Here is a 240-nt window from a genome sequence, read left to right on the forward strand (position 1 = left end):
GGTAGTACATCCTATTGGGTAAGTCAGACCGATGGTAATAGTTGTGAGAGTGCGCGGTCAGAGATTGTAGTAACGGTGAATGCTTTACCAAGTGCTCCTACGGTGAGTACTCCGGTAGAATATTGTGTTGGAGATACGGCGAGTGCATTAACAGCAACAGGTACAAATTTATTATGGTATACGGTAGACACAGGAGGAACAGGTAGTGCTACAGCACCTACACCAAGTACAGTTACAGCA

The 240-nt window shown here is 45.4% G+C and carries 1 protein-coding gene; it reads left to right on the plus strand.

Features of this window, described 5'->3' with window-relative positions; translation table 11 throughout:
- Positions 1–240, plus strand: a 240-nt coding sequence (locus AC3IF2_RS13235; RefSeq protein WP_489168033.1) for a hypothetical protein, incomplete at both ends; no start/stop codon positions are given.

The sequence above is a fragment of the Maritimimonas rapanae genome (genome assembly GCF_057837205.1).